The sequence below is a fragment of the Gloeothece verrucosa PCC 7822 genome (assembly GCF_000147335.1).
Classification (GTDB): Bacteria; Cyanobacteriota; Cyanobacteriia; order Cyanobacteriales; family Microcystaceae; genus Gloeothece; species Gloeothece verrucosa.
In genome coordinates, this window is the sequence record NC_014501.1 from 2,446,986 (window position 1) to 2,473,221 (window position 26,236).

23 protein-coding genes are annotated in these 26,236 nt (G+C 41.5%); 18 read left to right on the forward strand and 5 right to left on the reverse strand.

The window, feature by feature from the left end; all coding sequences use genetic code 11:
• Nucleotides 1–38: 38 nt before the first annotated feature.
• From CYAN7822_RS10695 to CYAN7822_RS10755, 13 genes are all read left to right on the forward strand, one after another.
• Complete coding sequence (locus CYAN7822_RS10695; protein WP_013322277.1) at nucleotides 39–1,931, forward strand: DnaJ domain-containing protein; 1,893 nt, start codon at nucleotides 39–41, stop codon at nucleotides 1,929–1,931.
• A gap of 152 nt (nucleotides 1,932–2,083) precedes the next feature.
• Nucleotides 2,084–3,526, forward strand: coding sequence for a DUF2157 domain-containing protein (locus tag CYAN7822_RS10700; RefSeq protein ID WP_013322278.1), 1,443 nt, complete (start codon nucleotides 2,084–2,086; stop codon nucleotides 3,524–3,526).
• A gap of 20 nt (nucleotides 3,527–3,546) precedes the next feature.
• Complete coding sequence (locus CYAN7822_RS10705; protein ID WP_013322279.1) at nucleotides 3,547–4,176, forward strand: GDYXXLXY domain-containing protein; 630 nt, start codon at nucleotides 3,547–3,549, stop codon at nucleotides 4,174–4,176.
• Between the two features lie 360 nt (nucleotides 4,177–4,536).
• On the forward strand, nucleotides 4,537–6,819 hold the full coding sequence (gene pflB, locus CYAN7822_RS10710) for a formate C-acetyltransferase (RefSeq protein ID WP_013322280.1): 2,283 nt from the start codon (nucleotides 4,537–4,539) through the stop codon (nucleotides 6,817–6,819).
• A gap of 65 nt (nucleotides 6,820–6,884) precedes the next feature.
• A complete protein-coding gene (gene pflA / locus CYAN7822_RS10715; RefSeq protein ID WP_041933646.1) occupies nucleotides 6,885–7,652 on the forward strand; it encodes a pyruvate formate-lyase-activating protein in 768 nt (255 codons plus the stop codon).
• Nucleotides 7,653–7,841, forward strand: coding sequence for a hypothetical protein (locus CYAN7822_RS10720; RefSeq protein ID WP_013322282.1), 189 nt, complete (start codon nucleotides 7,653–7,655; stop codon nucleotides 7,839–7,841).
• Nucleotides 7,842–7,872: 31 nt separating this feature from the next.
• Nucleotides 7,873–8,484, forward strand: a complete 612-nt coding sequence (locus CYAN7822_RS10725; RefSeq protein ID WP_013322283.1) for a class I SAM-dependent methyltransferase — start codon at nucleotides 7,873–7,875, stop codon at nucleotides 8,482–8,484.
• A gap of 222 nt (nucleotides 8,485–8,706) precedes the next feature.
• Nucleotides 8,707–9,393, forward strand: a complete 687-nt coding sequence (gene deoC / locus CYAN7822_RS10730) for a deoxyribose-phosphate aldolase (RefSeq protein WP_013322284.1) — start codon at nucleotides 8,707–8,709, stop codon at nucleotides 9,391–9,393.
• A gap of 3 nt (nucleotides 9,394–9,396) precedes the next feature.
• Nucleotides 9,397–10,248 (forward strand): DNA repair protein RecO, encoded by an 852-nt coding sequence (gene recO / locus CYAN7822_RS10735; protein WP_013322285.1) that lies wholly within the window; start codon nucleotides 9,397–9,399, stop codon nucleotides 10,246–10,248.
• Between the two features lie 55 nt (nucleotides 10,249–10,303).
• Nucleotides 10,304–11,773 (forward strand): MFS transporter, encoded by a 1,470-nt coding sequence (locus CYAN7822_RS10740; RefSeq protein WP_013322286.1) that lies wholly within the window; start codon nucleotides 10,304–10,306, stop codon nucleotides 11,771–11,773.
• Nucleotides 11,774–11,876: 103 nt separating this feature from the next.
• Entirely contained in the window at nucleotides 11,877–13,016 is a 1,140-nt protein-coding gene (locus tag CYAN7822_RS10745; protein ID WP_013322287.1) for a glycosyltransferase family 4 protein, read from the forward strand.
• Between the two features lie 228 nt (nucleotides 13,017–13,244).
• Complete coding sequence (locus CYAN7822_RS10750) at nucleotides 13,245–14,606, forward strand: TrkH family potassium uptake protein (protein ID WP_013322288.1); 1,362 nt, start codon at nucleotides 13,245–13,247, stop codon at nucleotides 14,604–14,606.
• Nucleotides 14,607–14,683: 77 nt separating this feature from the next.
• Nucleotides 14,684–15,379 carry a potassium channel family protein gene (locus CYAN7822_RS10755; RefSeq protein WP_173362906.1) on the forward strand — a complete coding sequence of 232 codons (696 nt, stop codon included), beginning with the start codon at nucleotides 14,684–14,686 and terminating at the stop codon, nucleotides 15,377–15,379.
• Between the two features lie 26 nt (nucleotides 15,380–15,405).
• On the opposite strand, the gene CYAN7822_RS10760 is transcribed toward CYAN7822_RS10755, so the two are convergent.
• Nucleotides 15,406–15,840: a VOC family protein gene (locus tag CYAN7822_RS10760; RefSeq protein WP_013322290.1), complete on the reverse strand. Its 435-nt coding sequence runs from the start codon at nucleotides 15,838–15,840 to the stop codon at nucleotides 15,406–15,408.
• 78 nt (nucleotides 15,841–15,918) lie between these two features.
• On the opposite strand from CYAN7822_RS10760, the gene cysC reads away from it, so the two are divergent.
• On the forward strand, nucleotides 15,919–16,491 hold the full coding sequence (gene cysC, locus CYAN7822_RS10765; protein WP_280990134.1) for an adenylyl-sulfate kinase: 573 nt from the start codon (nucleotides 15,919–15,921) through the stop codon (nucleotides 16,489–16,491).
• A 68-nt stretch (nucleotides 16,492–16,559) separates the two neighbouring features.
• Here cysC and CYAN7822_RS10770 read toward each other — a convergent pair whose 3' ends face one another.
• Both CYAN7822_RS10770 and aat read right to left on the reverse strand, forming a co-directional pair.
• Entirely contained in the window at nucleotides 16,560–17,546 is a 987-nt protein-coding gene (locus tag CYAN7822_RS10770; RefSeq protein WP_013322292.1) for an RNA polymerase sigma factor, RpoD/SigA family, read from the reverse strand.
• A 414-nt stretch (nucleotides 17,547–17,960) separates the two neighbouring features.
• Nucleotides 17,961–18,548 (reverse strand): leucyl/phenylalanyl-tRNA--protein transferase, encoded by a 588-nt coding sequence (gene aat / locus CYAN7822_RS10775; RefSeq protein WP_013322293.1) that lies wholly within the window; start codon nucleotides 18,546–18,548, stop codon nucleotides 17,961–17,963.
• 63 nt (nucleotides 18,549–18,611) lie between these two features.
• Here aat and CYAN7822_RS10780 point away from each other — a divergent pair, with 63 nt between their 5' ends.
• Nucleotides 18,612–18,947: a hypothetical protein gene (locus tag CYAN7822_RS10780; RefSeq protein ID WP_013322294.1), complete on the forward strand. Its 336-nt coding sequence runs from the start codon at nucleotides 18,612–18,614 to the stop codon at nucleotides 18,945–18,947.
• Nucleotides 18,948–19,074: 127 nt separating this feature from the next.
• Here CYAN7822_RS10780 and rpsN read toward each other — a convergent pair whose 3' ends face one another.
• A complete protein-coding gene (gene rpsN, locus CYAN7822_RS10785; RefSeq protein WP_013322295.1) occupies nucleotides 19,075–19,377 on the reverse strand; it encodes a 30S ribosomal protein S14 in 303 nt (100 codons plus the stop codon).
• Between the two features lie 191 nt (nucleotides 19,378–19,568).
• Here rpsN and ilvD point away from each other — a divergent pair, with 191 nt between their 5' ends.
• The 3 genes from ilvD to CYAN7822_RS10800 all read left to right on the forward strand — a co-directional run bounded on the left by ilvD (nucleotide 19,569) and on the right by CYAN7822_RS10800 (nucleotide 24,152).
• Nucleotides 19,569–21,254, forward strand: a complete 1,686-nt coding sequence (gene ilvD / locus CYAN7822_RS10790; RefSeq protein WP_013322296.1) for a dihydroxy-acid dehydratase — start codon at nucleotides 19,569–19,571, stop codon at nucleotides 21,252–21,254.
• A 566-nt stretch (nucleotides 21,255–21,820) separates the two neighbouring features.
• Nucleotides 21,821–23,077, forward strand: coding sequence for an RNA polymerase sigma factor SigC (sigC, locus tag CYAN7822_RS10795; protein ID WP_013322297.1), 1,257 nt, complete (start codon nucleotides 21,821–21,823; stop codon nucleotides 23,075–23,077).
• Between the two features lie 220 nt (nucleotides 23,078–23,297).
• Nucleotides 23,298–24,152 (forward strand): eCIS core domain-containing protein, encoded by an 855-nt coding sequence (locus CYAN7822_RS10800; protein ID WP_013322298.1) that lies wholly within the window; start codon nucleotides 23,298–23,300, stop codon nucleotides 24,150–24,152.
• Between the two features lie 67 nt (nucleotides 24,153–24,219).
• Here the strand turns inward: CYAN7822_RS10800 and CYAN7822_RS10805 are convergent, their stop codons facing one another.
• Nucleotides 24,220–25,935: a tetratricopeptide repeat protein gene (locus CYAN7822_RS10805; RefSeq protein WP_013322299.1), complete on the reverse strand. Its 1,716-nt coding sequence runs from the start codon at nucleotides 25,933–25,935 to the stop codon at nucleotides 24,220–24,222.
• Nucleotides 25,936–26,236: the final 301 nt, after the last annotated feature.

Genomic DNA, 26,236 nt, shown 5'->3' on the forward strand with positions numbered 1-26,236 from the left:
GAATGTCAGCCATTGATTCAGTTGGGGTTGCCTAATAAATGACGCACCATTCAAGGGAAGGAAAGGGTTTTGTTGCTGGTGGGACAACGGCGGGTGCAGGAATATCCGCTACTATTGGCAAAATGGGATTAATCGGGAAATTTGGTGGGGTTAGCATTGGTATGCTCCCTGTTGCTGTGGTGGGTGGCGTAACGGGTGCTGCCGCTTATGGGGCCTTGAAGGCTTTAGAAGAAGCAGATGCTACCGCCCTCAATGCGGCTGGACTAGGAACCATTAGCGGGTTGGGGGTTTCAAGTCTGATAGGAAATATGGGATTAGGATTAGGTGGAGGGGCTATTGCTATTGGCATGATTCCTCTGTCTGTTGCCGGTGGTGTGGTGGGTTTGGGAATGTATGGGTTAGCTAAAATGCTTAGTTATGGCAACCTAGAAAAGAAAATCTATCAAAATTTACTGTTTTTAGAACAAATTACCCAAGAGTATGAAGAAGAAAAATTTTGGTCATCGTTAGAAGTAGAACAAGAGTTAGAAAGTCTTAAGGGAGCCGTAGGTTTTAAAACTGATTCAGATTCTCAAGACTTTGCGGTGATGCTATTTTTACCAATTGCCGAAAAAGACGGGCAAGAATTTTCCCAGAAAACTCTCTATGATCAACAAGAGATAGAAGAATTATTGCGCGAGTTAAAAGACAAAATAGAAAATAATAATAATGTCAACTTTCAAGATGAGATAGAAAACCTTTGGAAAGCTTTACAAGCTCAAGCAGCAAAACAGAATTCTTCTGCCAAAGAATTAACGAAAAGCGAAGAAATAATTGCTCATTGGCAATGTGGGTATATTCTTCAAGATCACCCAAGTAAAATTAATGCAATTGCCATTAGTCCTGATGGACAAACTTTGATGAGCGGCAGTAATGATCAAACGGTCAAACTCTGGAATTTAACAACCGGAAAACCGATTTATACCTTTTTTGGTTTAGGGGGAGAAGTTCAAACCGTCGCTTTTAGTCCTGATGGAGAAATGATCATTGCTGGTGGGTTCGATCAAAGAATTTCTGCTTGGAAATTAGCCACAAAACAGATTTTTTCCGCTTTTTTTAGCTTAAGATCTTATCAGAGTCATGAAGGGGCAATTTTTTCACTGGCCTTTACCCATAATCGTCAATCTATCATTAGTGCAAGTGGCGATCACAAACTGAAAATCTGGGGAGGTTTCACGGGACAATGGAAACGAACTCTTAACGGACATTCAGATATAGTCTGGTCAATTGCTATTACTCCCGATAGTCAAATGCTAGTGAGTGGGAGTGCCGATAAAACTATTGGAATCTGGGAATTAGAAAGCTATAAACCTCCCCATTTTTTACAGGGACATTCAGGAGAAGTCACAGCCATTGCTATTAGTCCGAGTGGAAAATTTATGATTAGTGGCAGCACAGATACAACGATTAAAATTTGGCATTTACCCACAGGAGAATTGCTCAAAACTTTAAAGGGTCATACTAACAGCGTGTTGAGTCTTGCCATTAGTCCGGACGGAGAAACCCTTGTCAGTGCCAGTTACCAAGAAATTAAACTGTGGTGTTTATCCACAAAAAAATTGCTTCAAAACCTATGTGGATGCAGCCCTATCGTTTTTAGCCCTGATGGGAAAATTTTAATTAGTGGGGGTTACGGGAATTCTATTAAAGTTTGGTATCTAACACTTGGCATGATAAGCGAGCAACCCATAACTGATGTTGTAAACTCAGGAGAATGGTGGGAAATTTTAAGAGTCCCGACAAATGCCACCGCTAAACAAGTTAAAGATGCTTACCGACATTTAGCCAGACAATATCATCCTGACCTGAATCCGGATGATGAAGCTATAGCTAAAATGCAGATTATTAATAGCGCTTATGAGCAATTTCTTCAAAAACCTTATGACAGTTGATCAAGTGAACAAAAATAAGACCCTGCCCTTTAAATGGGGAGTTTAAAAATAAGCTGAAATAGCTACAAAAATTAATATAAATTCTTGCTCGAGTTCAGTTAGCTTTGTTAGACTAAATCCATCAATAAGCTCAAAAAGCTGGAACGCCAAAAATGGTTTCAGAAAAGTTTCGCCATCAACTACAAAAAGAAGCTAAAGAATGGTTTATAGAAGGACTGATCGATGAAGAGGCTTACACCCGAATAGCCGCTCGCTACCGATTTTCTGAATTAGAAACCTCTGCTCGCAATCGTTTCATTATGATTTTGATCGGGTTGGGGAGTATCCTGTTAGGGTTGGCGGTGATCACCTTTGTGGCGGCTAACTGGCAAGTTTGGTCTAGAGAAATAAAGGTTGTTTTGCTAGTGAGTTTATTGATCGCCGTAGAGGTTAGCGGATTTTATCTCTGGCGAATCTCCTCCGAACGATGGCAGTCTCGTTTAGGTAAAGGGTTCCTGTTGCTAGGAGGATTGATTTTCGGGGCTAATTTGGGTTTAATGTCCCAGATGTTTCATCAAAGCGGCTCTACCTATCAACTATTTCTCGTTTGGGGGTTAGGTGTATTGGTGATGGCCTACAGCTTGCGCTTGAGCCAAATGGGCATTCTAGCGATTATTTTAGTGGGACTCGGCTATCTGAGCGGACTATTTCGGAGTTCCATCTGGGAAGGCTCCTCTATACTGGAATTAGCCATAACACAGATGCCCTTATTAACCAGTTTACTCTTCATCCCTTTGGCCTATTGGTGTCGCTCCCGTTTTTTATTTGGGTTAGCAGTAATATTAATAGTAGTTTCTTTTAGTTGGAATCTTGGCTCATTATTGTGGGAATTTTTTACCTTTAACCGCTTGCTGGGTGGAGTATTAACGGCTGTGGCCTCCTGTTTGCCTCCCGCCTTGTTATGGGGTTATCGGGATTCTCTGTGGGGGTTTTCTGCGGCTAATGCTTTATTTAACCCGATTGGTCGTTTCTTCGGGCTTTTATTTTTAGCAATTTTGTTTTATTGGTTTTCTTTTAATATTTGGTATGATAAACCTTTTAACTATTTATCAGAAACCGGTTTAAATTGGCAGCAATGGTTGTATCTTCTCGATGTTATTGGGTTAGGAGGATTGACTATTTGGGCTTGGTGGCAACTCGCTTACTCGGGAGAAGGAAACGAAGGTTCTCAATGGACTCTTGAATCTAATAGTCTCGCTGTCGCAGCAATCATTGTCTTGACTGGACTGATGATTTTTTGCCAGATCACTATACAACCGCTAGGAGCGATAGGAACCATAATCTTTAATATACTGCTATTTTTGTTAGCGGCAGGTTTAATTCGAGAAGCCTTGAGGACAGGACAACGAAAAGGTTTTTGGGGAGGAGTAATTTTATTCGCGCTGCAACTGCTTTCGAGAATGATCGAATACAATACCGGTTTACTGCTCAAAGCGATTGTTTTATTTTTCTGTGGACTGGCGGTGATAGCTGCCGGACTGTGGTTTGAGCGTTACCTACGTTCTCTCAATTCAATTAGTGAGGGAATAGGGGAAGGAGAAATGACTAACGACTAACGACTAACGACTAACAACTCATGACTAACTTCAAAATTTTTTCATCAATTCCTCAGTGGCGGTTTTGGACAGCCCTTGGTTTTCAACTGGTATTGGTTTTTGCCATCCCTAGTCAGGCTTTTTATACTTACATCTCGGGTAAAACCGTTATCTTGCAAACCCGGCCAGTTGATCCTTATGATTGGATGCGAGGTTATTCGCAAACGCTGAGGTATGATATCTCTACTGAAGACAACCTCAAATCTCTTCGCGGTTGGGAGCAATTAGCCCAGGAGAGCGAAAAAAAGGGAGACACCTTTCATAAAGGTAAGCCGTTTTATGTCATTTTAGAAGCGCCTAAAACCCCTTCTACCCAAAAGCCTCCCTTAGCGTGGAAAGCCGTTGCTATCAGTGCTGAACGTCCTCAAAACTTACCCTCTAATCAAGTAGCTATTGAAGGAAAAATGACTAATTACGGCTGGTGGATTGATTATGGTATAGAAACTTACTATTTTCCGGAAGCTAAACGGAATGAAATTAATGCGGCTATTGAGCAATTACAAGCTAATCAAAAGGGAGAGCGTCCTTTTGTTGTCGAAGTCAAAATCGATGCGGGGGGAAATGCTGTGCCTGTCGGTCTTTGGATTGGTGAACAATATTATCGCTTTTAATTTCTCTGTTGCAAGAGTGCCTTTTGCTAGATCATGAATTTCTCTAAAATTTAGGTAGCGCAGAACACTAACGAACATTTTTAATATTGAGATCTGCTTACATTATCATCATTTCCTGAAAATTGCAGAAAAAAAATTTACTTGAAAATACTTAAAATTAAAAATATTAATTAATGGCTTTGTTAATTTTCATTTCTTTGAACTATCTCAATAATCAACTCTACTCATTTTTAGTATATAACTATACCTAAATTATAAAATTAAAAAAAGATTAAAAATTTTGTAAAAGAGCAAAACAAATAATCATGATATAATAAAAAGTAAGGAGGCTAGTCCAGAAAAAATAACTAGCAAAATTGCATGAGTATAAAATTAGAAGCAACCGACAAACCTACTCATGAATTAGAAGAATCTACAAATAAAGAATGGCAAGCTTTTACAACGGGAAAATGGACGCAAGAGATTAATGTACGAGACTTTATACAGAAAAATTATAGCCCCTATATTGGAGACGAAAGTTTTTTAACAGACCCAACAGAACGCACCAAAACTCTGTGGACACAAGTCAAATTATTAACGCAACAAGAGCGAGAAAAAGGCATCTTAGACGCAGACACAAAAGTTCCCTCAACGATTACGGCTCATGCCCCGGGTTACATCAATAAAACCCTAGAACAAATAGTCGGCTTACAAACAGATAAACCCTTCAAACGAGCAATAATGCCTAACGGTGGCATACGGGTAGTGCAAAAATCCCTCGAAGCTTATGGTTATCAACTAGACCCGGAAACCGAAAAAATCTTTACCCAATACCGCAAAACACACAATGATGGTGTTTTTGATGCTTATACTAGCCAAATGCGAAAAGCGCGGCATAGCGGCATTATCACAGGATTACCCGATGCCTATGGCCGGGGTCGTATAATAGGAGATTATCGCCGGGTTGCCTTATATGGAACCCTTCGCCTGATTGAAGATAAACGAGAACAACTCAACAGTTTAGAACTCGATGTCATAGACGAAGAAGTCATCCGTCTACGCGAAGAAACTTGTGAGCAAATACGAGCCTTAAAAGAACTCCAAACCATGGCCGCCAGTTACGGGTACGACATCAGCCAACCCGCAGCCACAGCCAAAGAAGCGATACAGTGGACATATTTTGCTTATTTAGGCGCAGTTAAGGAACAAAATGGCGCAGCTATGTCCTTGGGGCGTACTTCTACCTTCCTCGATATCTATATTCAACGGGACCTCAAACGAGGACAGATCACCGAAAGCGAAGCGCAAGAATTAATTGATCACTTCGTCATGAAATTGCGGATGGTGCGTTTCTTACGCACTCCAGACTATAACCAACTCTTTGCGGCTGATCCGGTTTGGGTAACAGAAGTGATCGCAGGGTTAGGAGAAGATGGTCGTCCTTTAGTCACAAAAACCAGTTTTCGCTTCCTTCATACCCTAAATAACTTAGGACCAGCACCCGAACCCAATTTAACCGTATTGTGGTCAGAACGCTTACCGATCGCCTTTAAACGCTACTGTAGTAAAGTCTCGATCCAGACTAGCTCCATACAATACGAAAACGACGACTTAATGCGCCCAGAATACGGAGACGACTATGCCATCGCTTGTTGTGTTTCAGCAATGCGCGTGGGCAAACAGATGCAATTTTTTGGCGCAAGAGTGAACATAGCCAAAGCCTTACTCTATGCCATCAACGGCGGTAAAGATGAAAAAACCGGCGAACAAATTGCCCCGGCTTTTGCTCCCATTACCTCAGATATTTTAGACTATCAAGAAGTCACCGCGAAATTTGATCGATTAATAGACTGGTTAGCTAAACTTTACGTCAACACCCTCAACGTCATCCATTATATGCACGATAAATACTGTTATGAACGCCTAGAAATGGCATTACATGACCGAGATATTTATCGAACCATGGCCTGTGGGATAGCAGGGTTATCCGTCGTCACAGACGCTTTATCGGCGATTAAATATGCCCAAGTGCAAGTCATTCGCAACGAACAAGGATTAGCCATAGATTACCAAATCCAAGGAGACTATCCCAAATATGGCAACAACGATGATCGCGTCGATGAAATTGCGGCTAACTTAGTCAAAACCTTCATGAACAAAATACGCGGCAATAAAACCTACCGTAAAGCCGTTCCCACCCAATCAATACTAACCATCACCTCAAACGTCGTTTACGGCAAAAAAACCGGTAGCACCCCCGACGGACGCAAAGCCGGTGAACCCTTTGCCCCCGGTGCCAACCCCATGCACGGACGAGACACCCAAGGCGCGATCGCCTCAATTGCATCTGTAGCTAAACTCCCTTACGAACACGCCCAAGACGGCATATCCTACACCTTTTCTATCATTCCCAGAGCATTAGGCAAAACCGAACAAGCCCAAATTCACAACCTCGTCGGGATTTTAGACGGATACTTCCACGATAGCGGTCATCATATCAATGTTAACGTACTTGAGCGAGAAACCCTACTCGATGCGATGGACCATCCTGAAAAATATCCTCAACTCACCATCCGCGTCTCGGGTTACGCCGTCAACTTCATCAAACTAAATCGAGAACAACAACTCGATATCATCAATCGTACCTTCCACGAACGAATCTAATCATCACATCCCCCTCTTCTAATGGGGGGGTTCTCCTTTGCGCTATGGCGCGACAAATCAATCAGATGATCGCCACACTAACCAAAACCCAACAACCCCTATCCAAAACCACAGGATATATACACTCCGTCGAAAGTTGTGGAACAGTAGACGGCCCAGGCATTCGTTATATCATTTTTACTCAAGGCTGTCCTTTAAAATGTTTATACTGCCATAATCCTGATTGTCGCCATCTTAGCGACGGCAAAAAAATCCAAGTAGAAGAACTCATTACAGAAATACAAAAATATCGCTCATACTTTCAATTTTCCGGAGGCGGCGTTACCGTTACCGGCGGCGAACCCTTAATGCAACCCGAATTTGTCGAAGAACTTTGCCGGCGTTGTCAAGAAATCGGAATTCATACCGTTTTAGATACATCAGGTTATGTTAACTTAAATATTGCTAAACCCGTTCTCGACTATGTAGACTTAGTCTTATTAGATATTAAATCGTTTGATCCGGCTATTTATCGCCATCTGACCAGCGTTTCATTAGAACCTACCCTGAAATTAGCCCGCTATCTAAGCGACATTAAAAAACCGGTTTGGATTCGTTTTGTATTAGTTCCCCATCTCACTGATCTTGAACATAATGTAGAAGGGTTAGCGCAATTTGTTTCAACATTAGATAATGTAGAAAAAGTAGAAGTCTTACCCTTTCATAAAATGGGGGAATATAAGTGGGAACAATTAGGCTATGATTATCAATTAAAAGATACACCTGCGGCAACTTTTGAGCAAGTACAAGCCGTGATTCAGGTGTTTAGAAAGTATGGTTTACCAGCAGAATAAATGGTTACAGAAGCACAAGCGCAAAAATCCTATACTCCCGCAGAATATCTAGAACTAGAAGTTAATTCTGAAGAATGGCTACTTTCTGAGTATAGCGGAGAAGACGCGGCTTTATCCCTCGCTTCTATTGCCTTACAAATTCCCTTAAGCGACCTCTACGACAAAGTAGACTTTGAAGCTGAAGTATAATAGAAATCGTTGTCAATTAAATGATCATTCTATGGGCTTCTATTCAAACGTTATCTTGCCTTGGTTAATTGATATCAATATGTCTGACCCAAAAATCTCTGAATACCGTAAACAAGTCTTATCAGAGGTATCAGGAGAAGTTCTAGAAATTGGTTTTGGAACAGGATTAAACCTTGCTTATTATCCTTCCTCAGTGGAAAAAATTACTACAGTTGATGTTAATCCAGGGATGAATAAATTAGCGCAAAAAAGACTAAAAAAAACTCAAATAATGGTAGATAATCGCGTTCTAAATGGGGAAAATTTACCGATGAAAGATGAAAGTTTTGATGCGGTTGTGAGTACCTGGACATTATGCAGTATTGCCAAAGTTGATCAGGCAATACAAGAAATTCATCGTGTCTTAAAACCCGGAGGAAAATTCTTTTTTATTGAACATGGATTAAGTAATGAATCTTCGGTACAAGTTTGGCAAAATCGCTTAAATCCTCTTCAAAAAATTATCGGCGATGGCTGTCATTTAAATCGAAATATTAGAGCGATCATAAGCCAAACATTTAAAACCGTTTCTCTCGAAGAATTTTATGTTCCAGATCTCCCGAAAATTATTGGCTATATGTATAAAGGGGTAGCGACTAAATAAAATATAAAAAGTTTAGGGAAATTATTCTAAGTTGAAATTTTTTTAGTTACCGGTTTAGGTGCGCTACCCTATGCTAACACACCCAACAGGAGTCTTAAGTTATTCTCCCTTCCCCTTTTCCCCTAGCCCTTCCCAACAGCCAAGATTTTCCACTCATTCCTACTCGAGAAGACTCAATCAATGTAACAATTGAACAGTGAGTCTTTATTGTTCAATTACCCAATGAGAGTAGCAGAGTCAGACATAGAGCTTGCAGGTTACATTGACCATGCTCTATTAAACCCGACTGCCACGCCCGAACAGCTAGAACAATGCTGTGCCCAGGCAGAGCAATTTCATTTTCCCACCGTCTGTATTTACCCTGCGGCAGTCAAGCAGGCGGTGCAATTCCTGCATAGCAAAACAGTTAAAGTCTGTGCCGTGATTGGATTTCCGACCGGCGCAACCACTTCTGCCGTCAAACTCTATGAAGCCCAAGAAGCCGCCGAAAACGGAGCCACCGAACTAGATGTTATGATTAACTTAGGATGGTTAAAAGCCGGAAAATCCGAAGAGATCTATCGAGAAATTGCCGGCATCTGTGAAGCAACCGGAGTAACTATCAAAACGATCTTAGAAACAAATGTTCTCACCGACACCGAAAAACGGTTAGCCGCCGAAATCTGTATGGATGCGGGGGCAGCCTACTTAAAAACCTGTACCGGTTGGTTTGGTGGAGCAACAGTGGCAGATGTTCGTTTTCTCAAAAACATTGCTAAAGGACAAGTGGGCATAAAAGCTTCTGGCGGTATCCGTACCCCCGAACAAGCATTGACCCTCATTGAAGCTGGGGCCACCAGACTGGGCACATCACGAGGACCGGAACTAATTAGTCAATTAGAAGGCAAAACAGAAGAACAAGACAGATGAGGAATGACTAAAACCTATCAAGCAACTGGAATTATCCTCAAAGGAATGCCACTAGGAGAGAGTGATCGTCTAGTGACCATTTTGACATCGGAATATGGATTAATTCGGGCAGTGGCCCCAGGAGCGAGAAAACATAAATCAAGACTGCGAGGACGTGCGGAATTATTTGTCGTCAATCAATTATTAATCGTCAAAGGGCGTTCCCTGGAAAAGATCATCCAAGCGGAAACCCTCGAATCTTATCCGGGTTTAAGTCGAGATTTAGGCAAACTGACCGTCAGCCAATATATAGCCGAATTAGTGCTGTCTTTAGCCTTGAGTGAACAACCCCAAATAGAACTCTATGAACTGCTCAACGAACATCTACGGCGTATAGAACAATTATCAACGCCACAGAGTCTATACGCTCATCTAGCGCAAGCCGTCTATCACCTCTTGGCCATCGCAGGAGTCGCCCCTGTGTTTCATTCCTGCTGTTTAACTCATCAACCCATTCAAACCAATTTTATTGACGCTCATTGGCGGGTGGGCTTTAGTTTTGATTCTGGCGGCACGATTAATCTATCCTTGGATAGAGGCAATAATAATCAAGCTCAAAATGAGCCAAGCCAAGCAATTCCTCTGGCCAAGTTGAATTGGAAACTAACGGCAGTAGAATTAACCTTATTACAACAACTCTCAAAAAAATTCCTACCGAAAGCTGACGAGATCTTTCCTCGGGACGTGGTGATCCCCTCCCTAGATGTGGCTTGGATCAAAATAGAACGACTCTTAAGAGAATATGCTCAGTATTATTTGGGTTATTCCTTTCGTTCTGCTACCCTAGTTGATACTTTAGCTCCTGTAGAGTTTTAAATCTGTTTGTAGATTGACTTTTATAAAAACCCAGATAGCCCATAAACAAAACAGAATGCAGTTATCTCAATCTCAGAAAAATCCATCACACTGTCATAAAAGCGTTGGTGACAACCATCAGCCAGCCTTATTGAGCAAGGCGAAAAGTTTAAGCAAATCTTCCGAGAATACCTCGTCCGGCGAAGGATTAGGCGCAGTTCTAACTAATCCCCGATTTGTGATTTTGTGGAGCGGACAAGTCTTTTCTCAACTGGCCGATAAAGTCTATCTTGTCTTGATGATTGCCCTGATCACGGCTCATTTTCAAGCCCAAGATCAGCCTATTAGTGGTTGGGTATCAGCGATTATGATCGCTTTTACGATTCCTGCCGTTTTATTTGGCTCTTTAGCCGGGGTTTATGTGGATCGCTGGCCAAAAAAAGGCGTTCTTGTTATTTCTAATTTACTACGAGGGCTTTTAGTTTTAGTGATTCCTCCTCTATTATGGCTATCAGCCAATGAAACGTTAGCTATTCCGGTTCAGTGGTTGCCCAAAGTAGTGCGACAATGGCAAGGAGAAGCTCAAACCGTTTTTGCCCTGCCGCTAGGATTTTTATTGTTGTTAGTTCTAACCTTCGTTGATTCTACCCTGACTCAATTTTTTGCTCCAGCCGAACAAGCGATTATTCCCACCATCGTCAAACGTCGTCGACTCCTCTCAGCGAATTCTCTATTTACCACCACCATGATGGCAACCCTAATTATTGGATTTGCCATTGGAGAACCATTATTAAACGTTGCCGCTCATCTGGGTCAATTTATCGGCTTATCTCAAGATATGGGTAAAGCCTTAACCGTCGGCGGCTCTTATACCATCGCCGGATTGATTTTACTCTTACTTAGAACTAAAGAAAAACCTGAAGATGTTCAGGGAGAAAGACCTCATGTTTTAGAAGATATCCGCGATGGGATCGCTTATCTGAGCAAAAATCATCGGGTGAGAAATGCCTTAATTCAACTGATTATTTTATTTTCTGTCTTCGCCGCTTTGTCAGTCATCGCAGTACGACTAGCAGAAACTATCCCCGGTATGAAAGCTGAACAATTTGGCATTCTTTTAGCTATGGGGGGTTTAGGTTTAGCTTGTGGTGCGGCAGTGGTGGGCCATTGGGGACAACAGTTTTCTCACAATCAACTCAGTTTATGGGGATCTATGGGAGTAGCCGCTTCTTTAGTGGGTCTATCTTGGTCTAATCATAGTCTTTGGTTAGCTCTGATCACCACCGTTTTTCTGGGTTTTTTTGGGGCGTTAGTGGGTGTTCCTATGCAAACCACTATTCAAGCAGAAACCCCTGCGGATATGCGCGGTAAAGTATTCGGGTTACAAAATAACGCCGTGAATATTGCCCTCTCTTTACCTTTAGCTTTAGCCGGCATTGCGGAAACACTTATAGGACTACAACCCGTCTTAATAGCTTTAGCTGTTCTGGCTTTAGTAGGTGGGGTCTTAACATGGTATATTTCTCGTTCAAGGAGCGGAAGTTAAGCTAAAGTTGACAAAGATCAGGATTTCTTAGGGAGATCTTAGAACTTAGTCCTCTTTAGATTAACAACTGATCAATTTTCGTAATTCAGAGTTGTTTATTTGAATGCACATTGCTTGGTTGGGAAAAAAATCACCCTTTTGTGGTAACGTTACCTATGGTCGAGAGGTCACGAATGCTTTATTAGACCGAGGTTATCAGGTTAGTTTTCTTCATTTTGCTCAAGAAGAATCGGCATCAGAGAATTGGCCAGATTGCCCTGAAGTGGTATTACCCTTCCTCTATAAATCTCAGGTCTACACCATTCCGACTCCGAAGTCGAGTAAGGTTTTGATGGCGGCGTTAAAACAACTGCAACCCGATTTAGTTCACGCCTCCCTTACCCTTTCTCCTCTTGATTTTCGCCTACCGGAAATTTGTGAGGAATTAAATATTCCTCTCGTGGCTACTTTTCATCCCCCTTTTGATAACAAACTCCGTAACCTCTCCTCGAGTACCCAATTTCTCACCTATCAGCTATATGCTCCTTTTCTAGCCCATTATGACCGAGTCATTGTTTTTTCCAGATTGCAACAGAATCTGTTAATTAAGTTAGGCGTTCCTCCTCAAAAACTCGCGGTGATTCCCAATGGCGTTGATCCTCAAAAATATTCCCCCGGCTTCAGTTCTCTAAAAACTCGCTTCAATGCTAAACGCTTGTTTGTCTTTTTAGGAAGAATTGCCACCGAAAAAAATGTAGAAGCTTTGCTAAAAGCCTGGAAACATTCAGACCTCGGGGCAGATAGTAAATTACTCATCGTCGGCGATGGGCCTTTAACTTCTGCGTTAGAACCGTTTTATGGGCCTGAATATAATATTCATTGGTTAGGTTTTGTGGCCGAAGAAAACCAAAGAATTGAAATTCTTCAAGCGGCTGATGTGTTTATTTTACCCTCTTTAGTCGAAGGGTTATCCTTGTCTCTGCTCGAAGCTATGTCTTGTGGGGTAGCTTGTATTGCTACCGATGCCGGGGCAGATGGAGAAGTGCTTGAGGATGGAGCAGGAGTAATTCTTAATACTCAAGGGGTGACAATTCAATTAAAAACCCTTTTGCCTTTGTTTCGAGACCATCCTGAAATTACTCAACTTCTAGGTGAAAAAGCCCGACAACGGGTATTAGACCGTTATACTCTTAGTCAAAATATTAATCATTTAGAAAAGCTTTATGCTGAAGTGTTGCAAAATCAGGCCGTATTTTTTAGTTAATAACTTCCTGACCATAAAACACTCATAGACAAAATTTATTAAGTAGGTGTTATTTCCCTTTTTGGCTAAAATTTGTAGCTTTGAGCCAATTTTTTCGAGATAGCCAACCTTATACAGAAATCGAGTACAATATCCCTCATGTATCCTGAAATACCCAACGAGCAGACAAGCTTGTAATTGCCTCTGTGGTTTTCTAGACTTGTTCAATGAGGAAAGCTCTACTTTAAAATGACCATCGCCCGCACAATCTGCTTAGGATTCATTGCCGTTATTGCAGCAGGAACTTTATTACTCATTCTGCCTTTCTCCACTAGCGCAGGAAGTTGGGGGAATCCCATTGTCGCTTTATTTACTTCAACCTCTGCGGTTTGCGTTACCGGCTTAGTGGTTGTCGATACCGGCACTTACTTTTCTTTCTGGGGAGAATTATTCATTACTTTGCTTATTCAAATCGGCGGCTTAGGCTATATGCTGACTACTACCTTTTTGATGCTGTTAATTGGCAAAAGGTTTGAATTGCGGCAAAAGTTTGCTATTCGGGAATCTTTTGATCGTCCTTTTTTACAGGGCAGTCAAAATATCGTGCGCTCGGTTATTGCTACGACTCTTGCCTTTGAAATCGCGGGAGCTTTATTGTTATTTATCAAATTTACCAGTGATTTTGGCCCCATTAGAGGCTTATGGTTTGCCATTTTTCATAGTGTTAGTGCTTGGAATAATGCGGGCTTTGGACTTTTAAAAGATAACATGATCAGCTATCGTTCTTCTTATATTATTAATTTTACTATTCCCATATTAATTATTTTTGGAGGAATTGGCTATCAAGTTATTATTGAAATGTATTCCTGGTTTATTGATCGATTTAAACGAGAAAGATTTGATTTTTCTTTAAACTATAAAGTAGCTGTTCATACCACAATTTTTTTATTAATCTTCGGCACTTTGGGCTATTTATTTCTTGAATTTACCAATCCTCAAACCTTTGGAGGCTTCAATTTAAAAGATAAACTTTTAGCCGCTTGGTTTCAATCGGTCGTCACTCGAACGGCTGGATTTAATAGCATTGATTTTGGGCAATTAACCATTTCTGGGTTGTTTTTAACGATGGGATTAATGTTTATTGGTGCTAGTCCCAGTGGAACCGGAGGCGGCATTAAAACTACCACTTTACGGATATTAACCAGTTCGACTCGGGCCGTATTACGAGGTCAGGAACAAGTGGTCTTGTATGAGCGAGAAGTGTCCGTCTCTTTAGTTTTAAAAGCTGTAGCCGTCGTTTTTGGTTCAGCTATGACCGTTTTAGGTATTACGTTTGCTATCGCTTTAATTGAATATTCTTTCCTGAAAAATCCCATATTTATTAATGGAACTTATAATTCAATCCATATTGCCTTTGAAGTCATCTCGGCTTTTTGTACGGTTGGACTTTCTACAGGGATCACCGCTCCTCTATCTCCTTATTCCCAACTCTTGCTCGTCTTAGCCATGTATACTGGTCGAGTGGGGGTATTATTATTTATGGCAGCTATTATCGGAGACCCTCGCCCTAGTGCGCTCCATTATCCCGAGGAAAACTTATTAGTAGGATAGTCAAAAAGCGGAGAAAAACAGTGGAAAGTTTTAAAAAAGATCACCCTGAAAAACATCATCATAAAAAACCTTGGGGAATCAGTTTACGTTCCCTAAATTTTTTAGATGGTTTGCGGCGAGATCATCGTCAATTTGCCGTGATCGGGTTAGGACGTTTTGGGCGGGCAGTGTGTGAAACACTACATAAGTTGGGCTATGATGTGATGGGCACAGATATTGATGAAAAATTAGTCGCCCAAGTGATTACAGATAGAATTGCCTCCACCGCTATTCAACTAGATTCCACGAAACCTATCGCTCTAAGAGAAGCGGGTCTTTTTGAATTTGATACTGTGATTGTGGCCATTGGCAATTACATCGAAGAAAGTATTATTACAACCCTCAATCTTAAAGAAGCAGGCGTTCATTGTGTTGTGGCTAAAGCTTCCACAGAAATACATGGTAAGTTATTAAAACGTGTTGGGGCTGATATTGTTATTTTCCCGGAATACGAAGCGGGCTGTGATCTAGCTTATACTTTGACTAAACCTGCTATTTTAGAACGACTAGATTTAGATCAAGAAAATAGTATTGTAGAAGTGCGAGTTCCAGAAGAATTTGATAATAAAAGTCTAGCGGAATTGCAAATACGGGCCCGCTTTGGGTTAAATGTCATCGCCATCGGGGATGGAGAAAGGTATAAAATTAATCCCAATCCTCAAGATCGAATCCATAAAGGCTGTGCTATGGTCATTATGGGATCTAATAAAGATATTCAACGATTGCCCATTTAGTCATGGGCTATTAGTCCTTCCTATTCCTAAGAGCGATCGCCAATTTGACTTAACTCCCTTGCCCCAAAAATTGCCTCTAAATGAGGGTAAAATTTAAACTCTAAAAGGTTGTAAAAAGGATCTTGAATAAAAACGGTGCGATGTTCGGTCAACTGTCCAGGAAAACGCCGTGATGGTTCTTGATAGAAAGATAGCTGTTTTTCGGTTGCGCGTTGCACTAAAGCTTCCCAGTCGGTTTCGGTTGGAAAAATGATGCCATAGTGTCTGGGATAAATTCCTTTTTGAGGTGTGAGAGGTTCTTGGGTTAAATGAGCCACTACTTGATGACCATAGAAATTCATAATCATAGCAGAAGCACTCTCCCGTCCGATCTCACACCCTAACCCATCACCATAAAAAGCTTTTGCTCGCACAAGGTCATTAACGGGAATGGCTAAATGAAAAATCGGTTGTTGAGTCATAGACATGGTTCTCAAATTTTTAATCAAAAATATTAATTAGTTCACTTTAATCTAGTACAATATTTGATTAACAGTGTAATATATCTTAAAACTCAATTAAAAAAATATAAAGAAAGTAGCATGAAGCAGCGTGGCGTAACGATCTGGTTAACTGGTTTAAGTGGTGCTGGTAAAACGACTATCACCAATGCTTTAGAACAAAGACTACGGGAAGAAGATTATCCCCTAGAAGTATTAGACGGAGATGTCGTTCGGACTAATCTTACTAAAGGATTGGGATTTAGCAAAGAAGACCGTGATGAAAATATCCGCCGGATTGGGTTTGTCGCTAATCTGCTGACTCGTCATGGAGTATTTGTATTAGTATCGGCTATTTCTCCTTATCGTGAAATCCGCGAACAAGTTAAAGAAAAAATTGGCGATTTTGTGGAAGTTTTTGTCAATGCTCCCTTAACCGTTTGTGAATCCCGAGATGTTAAAGGACTCTATAAACGCGCTCGAGCCGGTGAAATTAAATCTTTTACGGGCATTGATGACCCTTATGAACCTCCTCTTAATCCTGAAGTAGAATGTCGTACCGATATCGAAGACCTAGAAGAAAGTGTCAACAAAATTTGGCACAAACTTGAGCAATTAGGTTATCTACGCTAAAAAGAAAAGAATTAAGAATATAAGTCTTTTTTCGGCCTTATTTCTTAATTCTTAACCCTGATTATTCCTTAGCTGGCTACGATATATTCTTTAACGTTAGAACGTCGCCGACGTAGCTGACTTAGGGCTTGATGTTCTAACTGGCGTACCCGCTCACGACTAATATTCATTCTTTGACCAATCTTAGCTAAAGATAGTTCTTTTCCATCTTGTAAGCCAAAACGTAAAGACAGAACTTCTCGCTGTTGCGGCGTTAATTCCGCCAGTAAATCTTGTAAATCTTGGCGCATTAATTCCTGAGTAATGTAATTGTCAGGAGAAATTCCCTCATCTTCGAGTAATTCTGACAATTCTGTATCTTGGTTATCCCCTACTCTCACGTCTAAAGAGATGGGTTGACGAGACATACTTAAGAATTCTCGAATTTGGTCCGGTTCTAAATCTAAGGCTTTAGCAATTTCAGAAGGCGTTGCACTACGTCCTAATTGTTGTGACAATTCCCTCTGAGTCTTTTTGATTTTATTAAGTTTTTCAGTTATGTGAATCGGTAAACGTATAGTCCGTGCTTGTTGGGCGATCGCGCGGGTAATGGCTTGGCGAATCCACCAATAAGCATAGGTAGAAAATTTATAACCTTTTGTGGGGTCGAATTTTTCTACCCCTCTTTCTAATCCTAAACTTCCTTCTTGAATTAGATCGAGAAATTCCATGTTTCGTTTCTGGTATTTCTTGGCAATTGCTACCACCAGGCGCAAATTCGCCTCGATCATTTTTCTTTTTGCCCGTTTCCCTTGTTGAATCGCTCGGTTGAGTTCTTCTTCACTCATTTGGACATGGTTAGCCCACTCTGTCAGACTTGGCTCTCTTTCTAGCTGTATCGCCAGTTCATCTTTCTTTTCTAACAGAGTCATCATTTTTTGGACTTGCTTACCATAAACAATTTCTTGCTCATGAGTTAACAAGGGTACTCGCCCAATCTCGTGCAAATAAGTTCTGACCATATCTGCTGAGAATGTCGGTTTTTGATTTTTGGGGTTGACTTTAGCAGTGGGCATCGTACAGTTGTGACTCCTTAAAACAAACATAAAGTCTGTCGCTATCTTTATCTTTCCCTAAATCAGGATGGCTTTACACATCTGCCTCGAGAAAGAACTTAAATGAAGTCAGTATGACTTTGACTTACTCTAATGTTATCTCATCATTTAGACGTTGACAATAGTCAAAAGGTTCAATACAGGATAATTTCTGATATGATAGACTATTTAAACTCTTGTATATCCTATAAGTAGCTGAGCCTTTGACTCGAGAATCTTTAGCATCTGACCTACTCTTATAATGACTTAAAAAATGTTACAATGAAAGATTCGGTTTAAGGCGGATGACCGAACCCGCCGATCAAGGTTTTTGTCTTGGGGGTCATAAGATTTTACTCGCATTCGATTTATGTAACATATTATATTACATAAATGTTAACTAAAAAAACACTTATGCGACAAGGCTCGCTTCAACAGAACTTGATACTCGCGATCAGTAATACAATAAGACCCAAAGCGGGCTAAGTGAGGATTTTGCAGTTGAGCATCAAACAACACAAAACCACGCTGTTTGAGATGCTCTACCAGTTTCACCATCGCGACTTTTGAGCCATCAGGAATCCGATAAAACATAGATTCACCAATAAAAGCGCCTCGGATCACAATCCCTAAAATTCCTCCCGCTAATTGATCACCGAGCCAAGTTTCAAAACTAAAAGCCCAACCGGCCTGATGAAGTTGTAAATAAATATCAATTAATTCACCAGAAATCCAAGTGGTTTCGCGGTCGGCACAGGCAGCACAAACCGAGGGAAAATCTCGATTAATCGCCACAGTAAACTTTTGTTGATTTAAAACCCGTTGTAAAGATCTTGGATAACGAAAACGGTCATCTAAAGGAATTAACGTGCGTTGACGGCTCGTATACCAGCCCAAAGTCCCATCCTCATCACTCATGAGAAAATAACCTTGGGCATAAGCTTGAATAATCGATTCAACATCCCAAATCATTTGATTAGTCATGGGTCAGGAGTTATATCATGGGGATTACAAGACATGCTCGCCATAAAAAATCACCAATAACAAATGACATCACAACCGATCCCTCCCATTACCTTACCGCCAGTTAAAGACCCTGACTCTGAAGGCAAATGGTTAAAAAGTGCCTTACATCGTTGGATGGACCTTGAATTTATCCCTGAACCCATTAATGAAACCATCGCCCAAAGAGCCGCTCAAATTTTTGTGCGTCAGCGACTAGAAGGAGAAAATGATTTAGGGTCATTAGTCATCGCCGTTGTCACCGAGATGCAGGCCTTTGATTTTAGAGAAAGTTTTTATAGTGAATTTGCCATCGCCAATGCGATGAGTGATTTAATTTTAGACAGTTTAGGCATTGAACGATGTTGTGGGCAAAATTAGCTATCAGTCAAAGGAGGTCATTAGTCATTAGTCATTAGTCATCAGTTTTAATTGTCTATGTTTGACTGTGGATTACTGCCTAATGATGTCCGGACTATTGACTATTGACTATTGACTATTGACTAACTTACCAACTCGACTTAACCACGCCGGGAAGTAACCCTTGGTGTGCCCATTCGCGCAGGACATTACGAGACAAACCAAAATCACGATAATAACCTCTAGGTCTTCCGGTTACCCAACAGCGATTGCGATGGCGTGTACGGGAACTATTGCGCGGTAAACGTTGTAATTGCCGTTGAAGTTCAATAATTTCGTCGAGATCTTCTGCTTGGCGCAGTTGTTCTTTTAAATCGGCTCGTTGGTCAGCATATTTAGCAATCAGTGCGGAGCGTTTTTTCTCACGCTCAATCATAGATTTTTTAGCCATAAACTTTCTGAGTTACACTTGTGCATTAAAGACAGCATTCTCTATAATAACTAATTCTTGGGTTAATCGTTGAGCAAAATTCTACCAACTGCTGTGATAATCTTAAACCTTTATAAGCATTTATTATGGAAATGGGGAGCCAAAGCCGAAAATAAAAGCAGTACGTAGGGCATTTAGAGGAGAACTTATCTATGTCAGATAATTACAGAAGTCGCATCATTACACAAGGCAGTCAACGTACACCAAACCGGGCCATGCTTCGGGCGGTAGGTTTTGGAGATAATGACTTTACTAAGCCCATTGTGGGAGTGGCTAACGGATACAGCACCATTACCCCTTGTAATATGGGCATCAATGATCTCGCGCTGCGGGCCGAAGCCGGACTCAAGCAAGCGGGAGCCATGCCGCAAATTTTCGGCACCATTACCGTGAGTGACGGAATTTCTATGGGAACAGAAGGAATGAAATACTCCCTCGTCTCGCGCGATGTGATCGCTGACTCTATCGAAACCGCTTGTAACGGTCAAAGTATGGATGGTGTGCTTGCCATTGGCGGCTGTGATAAAAATATGCCCGGGGCCATGATCGCCATCGCTCGTATGAATATCCCTGCTATCTTCGTCTATGGCGGTACCATTAAACCCGGAAAATACAACGGACAAGATTTAACCGTTGTCAGTGCCTTTGAAGCCGTAGGACAACATAGTGCCGGTAAAATAGATGATGCTCAATTATTAGGAATAGAACGGAATGCTTGCCCCGGGGCGGGTTCCTGTGGGGGAATGTTTACCGCTAACACCATGTCCTCCGCTTTTGAAGTAATGGGGATGAGCTTACCTTATTCTTCCACTATGGCAGCAGAAGATGCAGAAAAAGCCGACAGTACCGAAAAATCCGCTTTTGTGCTGGTAGATGCCATCAGAAAGCAAATTTTGCCCAGTCAGATTTTAACCCGTAAAGCCTTTGAGAATGCGATTTCCGTGATTATGGCCGTTGGGGGATCGACCAACGCGGTTTTACATTTATTAGCGATCGCTCATACCATAGGGGTAGAACTGAGCATCGATGACTTTGAAGCCATTAGAGCTAGAGTTCCCGTACTTTGTGACCTCAAACCGAGTGGACGCTATGTCATCGTTGATTTACATCAGGCGGGGGGCATTCCCCAAGTGATGAAAATGCTTCTCGTCCATGACTTATTACACGGGGATGCTTTAACCATCACCGGTCAAACGGTTGCAGAAGTTTTAAAAGACGTACCCGATGAACCCCCTCAAGGACAAGATGTCATTCGTCCTTGGAATAACCCAGTGTATAAAGAAGGACACCTAGCGATCTTAAAAGGAAATTTAGCCACCGAGGGAGCAGTCGCTAAAATTAGCGGGGTCAAAAATCCTAAAATTACCGGTCCGGCGCGAGTATTTGAATCCGAGGAAAGCTGTCTAGAGGCGATTCTTGCAGGTAAAATTCAAGCTGGCGATGTGATTATTGTTCGTTATGAAGGGCCCAAAGGTGGCCCCGGTATGAGAGAAATGTTAGCCCCGACTTCAGCCATTATTGGGGCAGGATTGGGAGATTCCGTAGGATTAATTACTGATGGGCGTTTTTCTGGGGGAACTTACGGGCTAGTCGTCGGTCATGTTGCCCCAGAAGCAGCAGTAGGCGGAAATATTGCCCTCGTACAAGAGGGAGATAGCATTACCATTGATGCGAAAGAGCGATTATTACAGCTTAATGTAGCTGAAGATGAATTAATCCGTCGTCGCGCTAACTGGCAACCGCCCATCCCTCGTTATACCAAAGGTGTATTAGCGAAATATGCCAAATTAGTCTCTTCTAGTAGTATAGGAGCGGTTACCGACAAAGATTTATTCTAAAACTCCAGTGGGTACAGTGGCCTCACATCTTGCAGCAGTTCGATATCTACGCTTTCTTGGAGAAGGGGGAAATACTAAAGGATCAAATAGCCTTTCTCCCTTCCCCTTTAACCTTTCCCCGATGTGAGAAGGTTTTAAATCAATTGGTGCAAGATCTGAGCATAAACAGGTCCCGCCCCACCTTGCTAAAGTATCAGTATTTTTCTGGAGTCAGCCGCAGAAAAATCGAGTTTAATCCTAGTTTTGCTGAGATAAACCACTCTAGTTGAGCATGAACCTTGGAAACAAGGTCTTTTTTTCCTGTAAACTTTGATGAAGTTTATATTACAGAAACATACTGAAAAAAAACCCAAATTTTTCGGGAAAATTGATCAGCCTCAGTGTAGTTAAGGTTGACTTCAAAATCGGTTCACCTTTCTCTAGATGGGTTTGAGCTTATCATTCCCAATCTAACACAAAAAAAATCATCGCCTATGTGGATTTTTAGGACTAATGTGGGAAAGCTAAGAGTGAGCGAGTGATTTAGAAGTTTGATTGTCACCGCAGTCGTCCTTATCGAAACCATTATGACAGCAACTATTTTTTCGAGCAAGACCGACAACGAGTATGCTCCATCAGCTTACAGTTTGTTGAATTCCTATTCCAAAACAAAAATGGCTATTGAGATAGATAATGATGCTCTGCTCGCATCCGATATTTCCGAGACAGAGACCGTAACCGCCAGCAAAACTCACACTCGGGCAACAACAGATTTAGTCAGATTATATCTACAGGACATTGGCCGTGTTCCTTTGCTCAAAAAAGATGAAGAAGTCCAAAATGCTCAAGATTTACAGCGTTACATACAATTATTAGAACTCCGTTCAGTTGCCATTGCCAACGGAGATCTCGTGATTAAAAACTTTGTTTCTCTCATCGAGAAACGAGATCAATTAACATCTCAATTAGGCCATCGTCCTTCTTTAGAACGTTTAGCGGATGCTGCTGAAATAACAGTTTTTGAACTCAAGAAAACTCTTTATGAAGGAAAACGCCATTGGGCAGAATTAGCTAATCTTGAGGTTCAAGAATTAGAGCGAGTTCAAAAAGCGGGAATTTATGCCAAAGAACAGATGATTAAGGCAAATTTGCGCTTAGTGGTTTCAGTAGCCAAACGGTATCAAAATCGGGGTTTAGAACTCCTAGATTTAATTCAAGAAGGCACTTTAGGATTAGAACGAGCCGTCGATAAATTTGATCCCACTAAAGGCTATCGTTTTAGTACCTATGCCTATTGGTGGATTCGTCAAGGAATTACTCGGGCGATCGCTACTCAAAGTCGTATTATTCGTCTACCGGTTCATATTACAGAAAAACTCAATAAAATTAAAAAAGCACAACGGAAAATTGCTCAACTTAAAGGCGCAACTCCAAGCATAGAAGAGTTATCCCAAGAATTAGAGATGTCACCTCCGCAAATTCGGGAAGTATTGATGCGAGTACCTCGCTCTGTGTCCTTAGAAATTAAAGTCGGCAAAGAAAAAGATACTGAATTAATAGATTTATTAGAAACAACAGAAGCCTCTCCAGAAGATAACATCGCTAATGAAGCCCTTCGACAAGATTTACACAATCTTTTAGCAGATTTAACGACTCGAGAAAGAGAAGTCATTCAACTGCGTTATGGGTTTAAAGATGGCAAATCCTATTCCCTCGCTGATATTGGGCGCACTTTACAGCTTTCACGCGAACGAGTTCGACAAATTGAAGCTAAAGCGATCCAAAAATTACGCCAACCAAAACGCCGTAATCAGATTCGAGACTATTTTGAAGCCTTAAGCTAAAAGCAGTTAAATTATTAATTTTTAGCTCTTTTTTCCGCTTAAATCCTTAATGATGAACGCTCATCAATTAATAACTGGGTCCTGCGCTTCAAGCCAACTGAAAAAGCTAAAATCCTCAGAGGGTTTTGTAAATAAAAATCAAGTCAGCCAAGAAATAGAGCCAACTTTAAGGTAAACCAAGCTATAATACTTTTAGTCCTAAACTTGATCGAGGCGGCTTATGAATTTTTCCGCAAAAATGGAAAAGCCCCTATTAACCTACTCGGTTAGGTCTCCATCCCTGACTAAACAACGTAAAACGTTGGCGGTAGAACAATACCAACAAAAATCAGGGGAGATGTCACCGAAACCCTTACCCTTACAAACTCAAATGGAAACGGCCGCCCGTCTAGGACATCATCTAAGTCAGATCGAAATTGTTCCCAGTGCGGTTACCATCGCTCCTAAGTTGACTATCGGACAACCCAATGATCCTTATGAACAAGAAGCTGATCGGGTAGCGCAGCAGGTGATGACCATGCCTGAAGCGAAAACCGTGCAACGAGACTCAAGCAACGACGAACAACGACAAACCCAGCCGCTTGTACAACGGATGGAAGGGCCCAATGAAGAGGAAGAACTGAAAATGAAACCTCTGGCCAGTAGTATTACGCCGTTGGTACAACGAATGGAAGGGCCCAATGAAGAGGAAGAACTGAAGATGAAGCCGGAACTTCAACGGGAAATGGAACCCGAAGAAGAAGAAGTTCAAACCAAATCGAGCGGGCAACAATCTGGAGCAATGGATACAGAGAGCTTAGAACAGCAATTATCCTATAGTCAAGGTGCAGGTTCTCCTTTAGAAGAGGAAATCCGAAGTTTTATGGAACCTCGTTTTGGGGCTGATTTTAGTCAAGTGAGGGTACATCATGATAGTAGTGCCCATCAGATGAATCAGTCGATTCAAGCTCAAGCTTTTACTCACGGAAAAGATATTTATTTTAATGCCGGTAAATATAGTCCCAGTACCGATGAAGGGAAAACACTCTTAGCACATGAATTAACTCATGTAGTGCAGCAAACGGGAAAACGGTGAAATCCTGCCACCTGATCGGTTTCAAAACGGCACGCACCTCTGTCATGCTGGTTTTCCTAATGGCTTTTTACGGTTGGTTGGTGCGACGGTTAATTTCTTCAAGGCCTTTGAGGGCCTTAGCTTCAAGAGAATTATCGCCGATTTGCCGACTGAGAGCCAAAGCTTGTTGATAATATTGCAACGCTTTCTCGGGTTGCCCAGTCTTTAAATAGATAAAAGCCATATTGTTAAGGGTGGTTGCTTCTCCTCGACGGTCCCCCGTTTCCTGCATAATAGGCAAAGCTTGCTGGTAATATTGCAACGCTTTCTCGGGTTGCCCAATGTTGTCATAAACAGCACCAATATTATTGAGGGTAGTTGCTTCTCCTCGACGATTACCCGTTTCCTGCATGAGTGGCAAAGCTTGATGGTAATATTGCAACGCTTTCTCGGGTTGCCCAATCTGGTCATAGACTAATCCAATATTATTAAGATTAGTCGCTTCCCCACGTCGATCACCCGTTTCTCGTCTCAGTGGCAAAGCTTGGCTGACATATTCCAACGCTTTATAGAATTGCCCGATGCTGTGATAGACTCTTCCAATATTATTGAGAGTGGTTGCTTCGCCGCTAAGATCACCCGTTTCCTGCATGATCGGCAAAGCTTGGCAGTAATATTGCAACGCTTTCTGAGGCTGTCCGATGCTGTCATAGACTAAACCCAGATTATTGAGGGTAGCGGCTTCTCCTCGACGATCACCCGTTTCCTGCATAATCGGCATGGCTTGGCTGTAATATAGCAACGCTTTCTGAAATTCTGCAATATTGGTATAGACTTCTCCGATATTATTGAGGGTAGCGGCTTCCCCTCGACGATCACCGGTTTGCCGAATCAGTGGCAAAGCTTGGCTATAGAATTCCAAGGCTTTCTGAGGTTGTCCAATATTGGTATAGACTTCTCCGATATTATTGAGGGTGGCGGCTTCTCCTCGACGATCACCGGTTTCCCGCAGAATAGGCAAAGCTTGGTTGTAGTATGCCAAGGCTTTCTGAGGTTGTCCAATGTTGCTATAGACTCCTCCCATATTATTGAGGGTAGTGCCTTCCACACTGCGATTACCGGTTTGGCGAATGAGCGGTAAAGCTTGCCTGTAGTATTCTAAAGCGATCTGAGGTTGCCCGATGCTATCATAGACTCCTCCAATATTATTAAGGGTGGTTGCTTCGCCGGTCAGATCACCCGTTTCGCGCATGATCGGCAAACTTTGCTTGAAGTATGCCAACGCCTCCCGAGGTTTCCCCATATTGTCATAGACTCTTCCCATATTATTGAGGGTGGTTGCTTCTCCTTCGCGATCGCCGGCTTCCCGTCTCAGGGGCAAAGCTTGGCTATAATATTGCAACGCGATCAAAGGTTGTCCCATGCTGTTATAGACTCCTCCAATATTATTGAGGGTGGTTGCTTCTCCTCTGGATTCGCCGATTTCCTGCATGATCGGCAAAGCTTCGTTGTAATAGGCCAATGCTTTCTCAAGTTCCCCAAGATTATTGTAGTTAAATCCTAACCCCACTAATGCAAAGGCTTCAGTATATCTATCCTGTTGTTGTTTCGCTCTTGTGAGGATCACTTGTAAAGTTTCTATGGCCTCTAGAGGTTTTCCTTGTTCGATTTGCTGTTGAGCTTGTTGTAAAAGTTCTTCTATTTTTTGGCTTTGCGCTATTTGCAGTTGTTCTAAGGGGACGATGGTTGCAGGAGTAAAATAGAGACTAGCAATAATTAAGCTACTGATAAAAGGTTTCATCATGGCAAAAATTTTGGCTCAAAGAATTTTCTATGAAAGAATTTTGATTTTGGTTACTTGATGCCACGCTTCAATTTTCTATCCTGTTGAGGACCCTAGCTTTAAGAAAGTGATCACCAATGGGCTGATAAAAAATTTCATAATTCATTACAAAAAATTAATTTAATTAACGATAGTTTTTGCTATATTTTTATCAATTTTGAGGTTAATATTCCTGATTTTAAAGCAAAATTCAGCGATTGTCATTAAATTATTGGTAAAATTTGCATAAAGTTAACTGGAAAAATAGCCACTTTCTTAATAC